At 62.2% G+C, this 11,200-nt stretch carries 8 protein-coding genes and 1 pseudogene; 8 read left to right on the top strand and 1 reads right to left on the bottom strand.

Going from position 1 to position 11,200, the window contains the following annotated elements:
• The 3 genes and pseudogenes from C516_RS0117725 to C516_RS21260 form a co-directional block, all read left to right on the top strand.
• Window positions 1-846: pseudogene (locus C516_RS0117725) on the top strand (IS3 family transposase); the annotation flags it as partial.
• A gap of 209 nt (window positions 847-1,055) precedes the next feature.
• Window positions 1,056-1,886 carry a hypothetical protein gene (locus tag C516_RS0117720; RefSeq protein WP_018719760.1) on the top strand — a complete coding sequence of 277 codons (831 nt, stop codon included), beginning with the start codon at window positions 1,056-1,058 and terminating at the stop codon, window positions 1,884-1,886.
• Window positions 1,887-1,974: 88 nt separating this feature from the next.
• Window positions 1,975-5,889 carry a tetratricopeptide repeat protein gene (locus C516_RS21260; protein ID WP_156831299.1) on the top strand — a complete coding sequence of 1,305 codons (3,915 nt, stop codon included), beginning with the start codon at window positions 1,975-1,977 and terminating at the stop codon, window positions 5,887-5,889.
• An 11-nt stretch (window positions 5,890-5,900) separates the two neighbouring features.
• Here C516_RS21260 and C516_RS20160 read toward each other — a convergent pair whose 3' ends face one another.
• Window positions 5,901-7,136: a tyrosine-type recombinase/integrase gene (locus C516_RS20160; RefSeq protein WP_018719755.1), complete on the bottom strand. Its 1,236-nt coding sequence runs from the start codon at window positions 7,134-7,136 to the stop codon at window positions 5,901-5,903.
• Between the two features lie 371 nt (window positions 7,137-7,507).
• On the opposite strand from C516_RS20160, the gene C516_RS20155 reads away from it, so the two are divergent.
• The 5 genes from C516_RS20155 to C516_RS0117675 all read left to right on the top strand — a co-directional run.
• Window positions 7,508-7,912, top strand: a complete 405-nt coding sequence (locus tag C516_RS20155) for a hypothetical protein (protein WP_018719754.1) — start codon at window positions 7,508-7,510, stop codon at window positions 7,910-7,912.
• A gap of 2 nt (window positions 7,913-7,914) precedes the next feature.
• Window positions 7,915-8,340, top strand: a complete 426-nt coding sequence (locus tag C516_RS0117690) for a gamma-glutamylcyclotransferase family protein (RefSeq protein WP_018719753.1) — start codon at window positions 7,915-7,917, stop codon at window positions 8,338-8,340.
• A 195-nt stretch (window positions 8,341-8,535) separates the two neighbouring features.
• Window positions 8,536-9,024: a gluconate 2-dehydrogenase subunit 3 family protein gene (locus C516_RS0117685; RefSeq protein WP_169509160.1), complete on the top strand. Its 489-nt coding sequence runs from the start codon at window positions 8,536-8,538 to the stop codon at window positions 9,022-9,024.
• A complete protein-coding gene (locus C516_RS0117680) occupies window positions 9,017-10,687 on the top strand; it encodes a GMC family oxidoreductase (protein WP_018719751.1) in 1,671 nt (556 codons plus the stop codon). Before C516_RS0117685 ends, C516_RS0117680 begins: the two co-directional genes overlap by 8 nt.
• 46 nt (window positions 10,688-10,733) lie before the next feature.
• Window positions 10,734-11,200: hypothetical protein (locus C516_RS0117675; RefSeq protein ID WP_018719750.1), on the top strand; the 467-nt coding region annotated here is incomplete at its 3' end.

The raw sequence follows: 11,200 nt of genomic DNA, 5'->3' as shown, positions 1-11,200 counted from the left end.
AGGCGCGAGCTGGTGCGTCAGATGAAAGGCCGCGGGTTGAGCGAGCGTCGCGCGCTGGCGGTGATCGGCATGAGTGCGAGCGCGCTGCGCTATCGGCCGGCGGCCGATCGCAACGGGGCGTTGCGGGAAGAGATCCTGCGCCTGGCGCACCGTCATCGACGCTACGGCGCGGCGATGATCTACCTGAAGCTGCGCTAGCAGGGCTGGACGGTCAACCACAAGCGAGTTGAGCGGTTGTACGCCGCGGAGGGGCTTCAGGTGCGGCGTCGAAAGCGCAAGAAGGTGCCGTTGGCGGATCGTCAGCCGCTGGTGCGTCCGGGCGCCGCCAATGAGGTCTGGTCGCTGGACTTCGTCTTCGACCGTGTCGCTGACGGGCGGGCGATCAAGTGCCTGGCCATTGTCGATGATGCCACCCATGAGTGCGTCGCCCTGGTGCCGGCGTACGCGATGAGCGGACGACAGGTCGTTGGCGTGCTGGAGCAACTGGGCGAGAGCCGCGGACTGCCGCAGGTCATCCGCTCGGACAACGGGCGGGAGTTCATCGGCAAGGCGATGCTCGGCTGGGCCTATGAGAACGGCGTCCAGCTCCGGCCCATCGAACCGGGCAAGCCGAACCAGAACGCCTACGTGGAGTCGTTCAATGGCCGCTTTCGCGATGAATGCCTCAACGAACACTGGTTCGTCAGCATGGCCCACGCCGTGGCGGAGATCACGGCCTGGCAACGCGAATACAACCAGGAACGACCGAAGAAGGTACTCGATGGGCTGACGCCGAGCGGCTATGCCGAGCGACTCAGCCAGAAGTCGCTACCATTAACCTCGGACTCCATACCGGAGTGCTACTGAAAACGGGGGGACGTCGCTCGCCTCATTGGAGTGTGCGCGCACGGTCGGCCCGAGCCACCGGGCGTAGGTATCCCTTCCAATCTCCGACACGGGCCGTCCGGTGACCTACACCGCGCGTCAATGCAGCATGTCAGGTGTTATCATTCCGGTACGTTCACTAGATATTCGTGCCCAACCTTTATTACCTTTTGGGCCTACGGGAGAACCGAATGGAAGCACTCCTTAGTCTCGTTTACGGTGGTACCGCTGGCGCTATATTGGCTGGACTACTCCGCGGTTGGATATCCGAACGCCTCCGACAGTCGATCCGATACGAGTACTCTCAAGAGCTTGAGACGCACAAGGCAGAACTGAACACCGATATCCAGGCTATCAAACAAGAGAACGAACTGCGCCACCTCCGAACTTCACTATTCTTCGACCACCAACGAAATGCTTTCGCAGGACTGTTGACCAAGATTGCCGCCGTCAATCGGCAGTGGATCGACCAGCATCTTGACAACGATGAAGGGCTCACGGGTCCCGTTCCGCACAAGGCCTTCAAGGAACTCGAAGCTGCCTACTACGAACACCAGTTGTTTCTTGATGCCCCCTGCCTCGCCGCAATGGACCTGGTATTCGACTGCTACAGGGATTCGTTTCCCCACTACAATGGAATTGGGGAACCCGCCAACTGTAGAGACATCGAGGCAGCCTACAATGCCGTGCAGTACTTGCAGCCCAAATTGGCCGTTCTGTTTCAAAACCGAATTGGTGTGACTTCGGATGGCCGCCCGGAGACGGATATCGCCCTTCTTGGGGCCATACGACTACTGAACACATACCACTTCGCCGAATTGGACATGCCTCCCAAGGGCCCCTTAGCACTGGGGTGGCGCGATGAACCGCTTGACGCCGTCATCAAAGCACAGAACAACGCAAAGGATCTCGTCACGCGGCTAAAGAGTTTCCAGAAGTACTTGCGGCGGGAGGGTGGCTTCTGGCCAGAGGCTGCGCTCAAAGCAGAGAGGTATATTACCATGCTGAACGCAACCAACTAGCCAACGAAGCAATGACCGAAAATCCCCCCAAGGGGCTTCCCACGGCCTTGGCGCGACTTCACGGAATCAGAACGGCCCAGTTAAAGACATGAGCCAGTACGCTTCGACTTCAATACCGAAACCCAAGAACTGGCAGGACTTCGAGAATCATACCTGCATCCTCTTTCAGTGTATCCTGAGTGATCCAAATACCGTCGCTCACGGCCGCACCGGCCAAGCGCAGCATGGCGTGGATGTGTACGGCCGCCGACGACCGAATCCCCATCATTGGGTTGGCATACAGTGCAAACAGAAAGGGGATTCTCAGGAACTCACAAAGGAGGAGCTCCGAAAGGAGGTCGCTGCGGCAAAGAAGTTCCGGCCGCCCCTATCGGAGTTTATCGTTGTCACTACGGCGGCTGATGACGCCAAAATTCAGCGGATCGCGCGAGAAATCACGCAGCAACACGAAAAGGACGGACTTTTTTCGGTTGAGGTTTGGGGTTGGGAAACGCTCGAAAGGGAGATCAACAAGCACCCGGAAGCTATCGACGCATTTCATCCCGATCTGACACCGTTCACAAGAAAACTTGAGTCGCTCAGCGAAGAAAACCTCGATATAAACAAGCAGCATAGCGATAAACTAGATAGCATTCACGATAGTCTTCACGCGCTCTTTCAACAGATGGCCATATCCCAGCCTAGCGTCGGCGAGTCTTCGGTGGACACTTCGTCGGCAGCCCGAGAGGCGGTCGAAGAGACAGTGCATCGCGAGATCGATGGGTACCGCGATCTTCTGCGGGAAGGAAAACCCAACACTGCAAAAAGTCTTCTGAACTCGCTAAGGGAGCGCGTGTGGGAATCGGCCAGCAATCGCGTTCGTTTCAGAATAACGACAAATATCGGTGCGGCGCACCTCGAAGCCGGTAATGAGCAGTCGGCGGCCGACGCTTTTCTTAAGGCACTAGATTATGATCCAGACGACCGCGTGGGACTGGCTAATGTTGCGCTAGCCTACCTTATAAGGAAAGAACCCGAGAATGCCGTCGCGCAAGCCCAGAGAGCGCTCGCGCATGATCCGGAGAATGCAGCCGCCGCCGCCCATCTTATTTCCGGGTGTATCGCCGATGTTCGCGTCTCCGATCCCTTCTCTGTCGTACCTGAACCTCTTCACGACACTCCCGAGGTTTTGGCAAGCGCCATAAATTTTCTTTGCCAGCGACACAATGCCGATTGGCGCCGGCTTGCACGCGAGGCCGCCGAGACGCACAAAGACGAGAAACAACTGCAACGCCAAGCTGCCGAGGCTGTGCTAGATGAAGCTTTATCCTCCGACCATATTGGGATTGGGGGCGCTCCTAGGAGCGAGGGCACGGTTGAGGACGTACGGCGTGCGGCGTCTGTGCTACAAAGCCTGTGGGAGGAGGCGCGTAAAGCCGAGGGCGAACGCCCGGACAGCGCGCTCCCGCACAATCTTGCCCTCGCTCTATGGGCGGTTAATGAGTTTCAAGCGGCCGCCGCGGTGCTCGATCAGGCCCTTGAACGCTACGCCGATGACGAGTCAATTCGCCAACTAAGGGCTGCGCTGTATTTTCAGGCCGGCGAGCAGGAAGCCGGATGGGCGCTTATCCGAAATCATGCCGGCCCCCCCGGCATGCTAATAATGCAAGCGCAAGCGCTTGTTAATTCGGAGCCGCAGCGCGCCCGCGCGGTGATTCAGGGAACCGACTTCTCCGCTGCGCCCCTGCATCAAAGGCTGGCCGCCGAACAATTGGTCATCGAGGCTTACGTAAATGAAGGCTCCCTTGACCAAGCTCTAGCGTGCGCGGAAGCCCTTGTTGAGGGCCATCCCGGAAGCATTGCCGCACTCGTTGAGCTCGCGCATATTCAGCGGATGCGTGGAAGCCCCGATGCTGACGCGATTTTGACCCGTGCTCTCGATGCACTCAGCGACGAAAGCCCGTTTGCCGAGCGCCTCACGCTGGCAGAGGCCCTTGATGACGCCGGACGCTACGAAGACGTTGTGACTGTTCTCCATGGTCATGTCGATGTCGGCCATGACAGCGCGGCGCTAAGGCTTATGCTGTTCTCATACATCCATGCCGACCGGCGCGCCGCAGCCGGCGGACTACTCGCGCGCCTACCTGCTGAGGTCGCTTCGCAGCCGCCTTATCTCAAGGCGCTCGCCGGCGTCAACGCGAACCGCAAGGACTTCCCCGCCGCTCGCGAAGCGCTCGACCGATATCTGGCGCTGAAGCCGGAGGACCTTGCGATGCGACTACGCTGGCTCCAGTTCTGCCACCGCCTCGATGAGCGGGACCGTATCGAAGCCTACCTGTCCGGTGATGTCGAAGAGATCCCCGGACCGCCACATCTGAGGATGGAACTCGCCCACTGGCTGAACCACTTCGGGTTTGACCAGCGTGCTTTGAGGCTTGCGTATAGCGTGTTCTTGTATAACTCGACGTCCCCCGATGTTCATCTGGGCTATATGCGGCTACTTCTTCCTCCCGGTCCTACCGCTTCCATTTCTCCAGATTTCAAAATAATCGATAACAACGTTGCATTCGAGGTCGATCATGGCGACGGCAGCCGGTCTTGGTTCATTATTGAGCCGGATGCGTACCTGCGGAAGGACGAGACGTATATTTCGCCGGAAAGCGAAATCACTCAAAAGGTGCGCGGAGCGGCCCCAGGGGCAACGATCGAGTGGGGCGAGAAGCGCGCCACGTGGACGGTGGTGACCATCAAGAGCAAGTATCTCCATGCCCTGCATCGTTCCCTGGAGAACTTCGAGCGGCACTTCCCGACCGCAGAAGGGTTGCGCCAAGTCAAGATAGATACTGGAGCCTCAGAGCCATTCAAGGAGCTTTTTGATAGCCTCAAAGAGCGGCACGACCACGTGCACCGGGTGTTCGACATTCTCGAACAAAAGCTGATTCCAATTCACATGGCTGCCGGGGCTCTAGGCGTAGACATCATCGAGGCGCGCAATGGCCTTCAAGAAACCGGCAGAAACCACCGCGTATGCGCCGGAACCCATCCGGAGCGCATACAAGCGATCGAGGCTCTACGAAGGAACGAAGGCCGCGGGTGTGTAATTGACGCCCTCACGCTGAAGTTGATCCGCGGACTGGGGATCGAAGATGCCGTCCGGCGGGTTTGTGGGCCTATCTGCGTCACAGGGTCAACGAGAGACGTGTATTGGAGGCGCGTCAAAGAAATGGAAGATGGGGACGGGCCCTCGGTGACCCTTTACTGGCAAGACGGGCAGTGCGTTCGCCACGAACTGTCGCAGGAAGAATGGAATTCGGCGCTCCAAGCAAGGGAAGCCGACCTGCAATGGATCGACGAACATACTACGATTATTCCGGCTGAAAGTGCCACCGATCCTCCAGTGGATTTACGAGGAATCAACGAACTCATTGGAAATGACTTCATTGACGATATGTGGGCGGCCCACGGCAGCGAAAATCTGCTGTTGTGCCAAGATCAAGTTTATCGTCTCTTGGCAAAAAAGTATCTTGGTGTCGCAGGGAGCTGGATCCAGCCGCTACTGATGATTGCTCGCGATGAAAAGTCATTGTCCAGAAAGGAATATAACGAGGCCGTCATGCACTTAGTCGAGCTCGGCGATCGGTTTATCTCGATTGATCCCGACGTTTTGATCGCGGCGGCACGAGATGAGGCGAACCCGGTTCGTCGTTTTGACCGCGTTGCCGGGCAGCTCGGCGGCGCGGAGGCCGACATCTCATCGCATATTATTGTGGCAGCTAAATTTTTGGACGCCGTATGGTCAGAACAGCGACACGCTCTTACTACTAAAAAACAAACTTCTATCCTGCTGGAGAACCTTATTCGGGCCCGTCGCGACTGGCGCGATATCATTGGCGCCCTTCGGTGGGTATTCGGATGGCGGTTTGGTCATAACGCGGAGCTGGACAACTACATATTATTGTGGCTACAGGGACACTTTCTTGTGCCTTTTGGATCAAGAAAGAACCCATTGGACGGTCAAGGGTGAAGCTGTCTATTCTAAAGCGAGCGGCGCAACATGGGGGCAGCTTTGGCCACACCACTCGCTTGCTGCTCCAAGTACTGACAGACCAATTCTATATCAGAAGCGAGATACCGGACATCTTCGGTATCCGTGTAGTTAACAAGCGTCACGTCACCACCGAGCGCGTGGTTCATAAGCAGCTTCGTACGCCAAAGCTCTACGCCGCACTGGCCCGCGACGGCCCTGAAGGTGCGGCGGAGATCATGGGGAGTGACGCGAATGCCGGTGCGTTCGTGCAGCTTGCGAAGGGTGGGCCGCACGTCCCGTATATACCCTCCCCCTGACCGGGCGGGGAATACCCAACCGGTTCGACTTGGACGACCGACGAGCACCTCTTGTGCCGCGCTCGAGAGAGGCAACGTTACTGCGGTTCGGTTCTTTGTGTCGGGGAGGCGGATAGACCGATTTTGTAGATCTACTCGGTCCCATGTCAGCTCCGCCGCCTCAGACCACCGCAGTCCGGTTAGTGTGAGAATGGCGACGATATCGACGGCGGTACGGCTGGATTCGGTGCCCGTTGGGTCGGTGCGTAGGGCCTGCACCGCTGACCACCACTCGCCGATCCGCTCCAGCGGGATATAGGTGTTCCTCGCGCGGTTGCGGTTCCAGACCTTGGCCTCCGAGAGCACCGCCACCGGGTTCTCCGGCAGAATCGGCTCGCCCTCTGGCGTGCGATGCGAGGCGCGGGCGAAGTTAAGCAGCGCACGGAGGATGCGGAACGCCTGGTTTGCTTGGGTCTTCCCCTGAGCGCTCAGCTCGCGGAAGCGCGCCATCACCTTGTCGCGCGTGATCGTGGTTACCGGCCGGTCCGCCCAGTCCGAAAAACTGCGGCCCACGTGGCGGCGAATATCCCGGCAACTTCGATCCTTAAGGTCCGCACGGTCCCGAAGGTACGACTCCATGACCTGGCGAAGCGTCACCGCATAGGCCTCGTCGCGGCGCTTCTCCGTAACCGGGTCCGTGCCATCGGCCATCTGGCCGAGCTTCACGGCAGCAAGCTTGCGGGCCTCTTCCGCCGTCTTGACGCCGTGGCGGCCGAGTGTAAGGCGCCGTTGCCTTCCGTTCACCCGGCGCTGGACGATATAGGATCGCGTACCCGAGGGGACCACCCGAACACCGAAACCGGGCAGATTGGTGTCCCAGACCAGCCGTTCGCCCTTCTCCGGCGGCTCCAACCGCTCAACCGCGGTCTTCGTGAGCTTGATATTCATCGCCCCTCCCTGACCAACGGATACGGAATCCGTTGGTGCCACAATAACCAAATAATAACCGCTCGGCTTCAAACACCGTCTAAGACCAGCGGACGCAGTATGTCCGTAGGTATTTGATCCAGCAAGTTTTGTACGGTTATTGCGAAGGAGCTAAAAGCCATTCAAACGGCTTTCCGCAGAACTTTTAATCCGCTGGTCGCTGGTTCGAATCCAGCAGGGCCCACCAGCATCTTCGGATTGCCCCAAAAGCCCGCGCCAATGACGCGGGCTTTTTTCGTCACAGACGCCGCGCCCGTTGCCGCCTCCCCGGGTCTTGCCTATTCTCGGGGTCGGAACCGCACACAACAGCGCAGGGAAGAGCGGGGAAAGGCATGGAGCCCGATCTGCAAAGCGACTACCGTCGGCCGCAGCCGGCCCCCTACTTCAATCTCACCGGTCGCGTCCTCGCGATCGCACTCGGCACCTTCATCGGTGTCTTCGGCGCCGCGATGGCCTTCTATCATTACTGGAAGTGGGACGTGAGCCGACAATTCCAGGCCGCCGCCAGCCAGGCCCGGAGCGCCCTGGCAGACAGGCGGGAATGGCAGGCGGCGCGGGACGAGCGGGACGCGGCCCTGCGCCGGCGACAGGCACGTGAGCGTCGAGAGCATCAGGCGACCATCGACCAGGCTGGGCGAACCTGCAACTTCTGGCGACAGGAATACGCCGACGACCCCACGAGCAAGGCCAGGCTCTACAGGGACACGGCGTGTAACCGGCTCGAATCACTCAGGTAGCAATGCTCTACTTCGCCTACGGCGCCAACACCGACCCCGTCGGCATGACCGAGCGCTGCCCTCGCGCGCGGCTTCAGGGGCGGGCGACGCTCGCCGGTTACCGGCTTGAATTCCGCCGGGAAGCGGACGTGACACCCTGCAACGGTGCCTCGGTCGAGGGTCTGATCTGGCAGATCACCGGCGATTGCCTCGCCGCGCTGGATGCCTTCGAGGAGTACCCGGAGGTGTACGACCGACTTCGCCTGCCGGTGCGTCGTGCCGTCGGCGGTGATCCGGCGGCCTGGGTCTACGTCATGGTCCCGCGCCCGCCCCTCGTCCCGCCGAATCCGGCGTATCTGTCCACCCTCCGTCGCGGCTATACCGCCCACCGACTCCCCACCGAGCAGCTCAACACCGCACTCGATCGCGCCCGCGACGGCACACGCTGACCGTCCGCACAGATGCCCCCGCCGACCCAGCCATCAGCCCGGCGGACTTCTCCGATCGTATGAATAACCGGGTCGGATGCCCCCCGATTCCCGGCTCGCCGGCGATATATGTAAGTCATGAGTAAGGCCCGGGGACTACGTTGTTTCCCGAGCGTATCCGCAGACGATCACAAGAATAGCCGCCGGGGCACGGTGATGGGGCTTAGCAGACGGGAGCTACTGGTCGGACTCGCCTGGGTGGCGTTGCCGCTGCCCATGGCCCGCGTGCGTGCGGCATCGCCGGACATTCGCCGCACCCTCGGCGCCTACGTCGACACCCTGCTCCCCGCGGACGATTTCACCCCGGGGGCGTCGGACCTGGGCGTTCACGAGGAAGTGCTTGCCGGCCACCTCGGGCAGGGCATGCCCAAAGCGCTGCTGCGCAAGGGCTGCCGCTGGCTGGATCATCAGGCCGGAGGCGATTTCTCCCGGCTTACGGACGGGCAGAGGCACCGCCTGGTCGCCTGGATGGCCCAGGCGAACGGTTCCCGCGGACCACGGGTGTTCTACGACTATGTCCGCCGCCGGGCGGTGACCCTCTACTACGCCCACCCCGAGAGCTGGGCGGGCAGCCCCCTCACCCACACCCCCCAGCCCCGCGGCTACATCGACGAGCTCATGGCCCTGGAGCACGGCGATGTCTGAGCCGCGCATCGTCATCATCGGCTCGGGGCCCGGCGGCGCGGCCGCGGCGTGGGCGCTCACGCGGCGGGGCATACCGGTGCTCATGCTCGAGGCCGGGCCGCGCTTCGACCCGGATACCGACTTCCGCCTCGACCGCCCGGACTGGGAGGCGCGGCGCTTCCCCCACCGCGACGGCAGCCAGGGTAGCTACCGCTTCGCGCCCCTGCAGCAGCTCGAGGCGCGCTGGGACGACCTGCGCTCATGGAACCGCGTGACCGGCCGGCTGAACGACGGGCCGCGCCGACGGCCCAGCGGCATCGGCTATCACCACGTCCGCGGCGTCGGCGGCAGCACGCTCCATTACACCGGGGAGGCCCACCGCCTCAATCGCCACTCGATGCGCATGCGCTCGCGCTTCGGCGTCGCCGCGGACTGGCCGCTGGACTACGACACCCTGGAGCCCTGGTACCGCGAGGCGGAGACGCTGATCGGCATCGCGGGCCCCGGCGCAGGCGAGGACCGCCCCGGCTCCCGCGACCACTTCCAGCCGCCTCACCCGATCGGCTCGGCCGGGCGCCGTCTCGCCCGCGGCGCCCGGGTGCTGGGACTCGACTGGGTCGCGAACGATCGCGCCGCTTTGTCGCGCCCCCACGACGGGCGGCCCGCCTGCAACTACTGCGGCAACTGCAACCTCGGCTGCCCGCGCCGGGACAAGGGCTCGGCGGATGTCACCTTCATCCGCCGCGCAGCGGCCACCGGGCACCTGCGCCTGCGCACCGGGGTGCAGGCGACCCGTCTGGAGACCGGTGCGGACCGTCGCATCACCGCCGTCCATGCGGTCTCAACGGGCGGTGCCGACGAGCGCATCCCGGTGGAACGGGTGATCCTCGCCGGCGGTGCCGTGGAGTCCCCACGGCTGCTGCTGGCATCCGCCTCGCCGGCGTGGCCAGACGGCATCGCCAACGGGAGCGGCCAGGTCGGGCGGAACTTCATGGAGACGCTGTTCTGGAGCAGCAGCGCCCTGGCGGAGCTCCCCATCGCCAGCTTCAAGTGCCTGCCCTCGGACTCCATCTGCTGGAACTACAATCGCCCGGACGCCATCCCGGACATCGTCGGCGGCTGCCGATTCTCGGTGAGCACCAACGAGAACGGTTTCTCCGGACCGATCCAGTATGCCCAGCGCGTGGTGGGCGGCTTCGGCCACGAGCTCAAGCGTGGCGTCCGCGAGCAGCTCGGCGACATCGTGTCGGTGAGCGCGGTGGGCGAATCGCTCCCCTCGAATGGCACCTTCGTGGACCTGCACCCACAGGACCGGGACGACCACGGGGTACCGCTCGCGCGCATCCACAGTCACCTCGGCGAGGGCGAGCTGCAGCGGCTGGCGTTCATGGCCCGGACCTGCCGCCGGATCCTGGAGGCCGCGGGCACCTCCGAGCCCGTGGAGGAGTTCGGCGCCTACGACCACTTCGCCGCAACGCACGTCTTCGGCACCTGCCGGATGGGCAGTGATCCGCACGCCTCGGTCGTGAACGCCGAGCTGCGCAGCCACGACCACGGCAACCTGCACATCGTCGACGCCAGCGTGTTCCCGAGCAGCGGGGGCGGCGAGAGTCCGTCGCTCACCATCAGCGCCCTCGCGTTGCGCGCCGGAACGGCGATCGCCAACGCCATTGCCACGGCATAGGGCCACGAGCATTCCACATGCAGCCTGCAGACAGACGGAGTCGACCATGAGAAACCGCATCCTGCTGATCTTCGCCGCCCTCACCCTGCTGTCGGCCACCGTCCCGGCCGTCGCCGGCACGATCGGCATACCGCCCGAGACTCATACCTATGGCACCGAGAAGACCGAGGATGAGGCCTTCGCGAGCGTGGAGTGGACCTTCGGCAAGTCGGTCCTGCCCGAGATCGCCGTGGGCTTCCGCAGCGTGAAGGTCCAGTCGGACGGCGACGTCTTCGGCGGCCAGGCCAGCCTGTCCTTCGACCTCGCCGAGATGGGCATGGGTAAGTTCAAGCTCCAGGCCGTGCAGGGCGACGAGAATGCCCAGCTCCAGCTCGGCACCGGCTACAGCATCGCCAGGAGCAGCTTCCTGATCACCGGCGGCGTGCAGGGCAATCACGTCTTCGGCGGCGCGGACTACCTCTTCGGCACCGGATGGCAGGCCGTCGGCGGATTCAACACCATCGGCAACTACGA

Origin of the sequence: Arhodomonas aquaeolei DSM 8974 (assembly GCF_000374645.1) — a bacterium.
GTDB classification, from domain to species: Bacteria; Pseudomonadota; Gammaproteobacteria; order Nitrococcales; family Nitrococcaceae; genus Arhodomonas; species Arhodomonas aquaeolei.
This window is presented reverse-complemented; position numbering and strand designations above follow the sequence as displayed.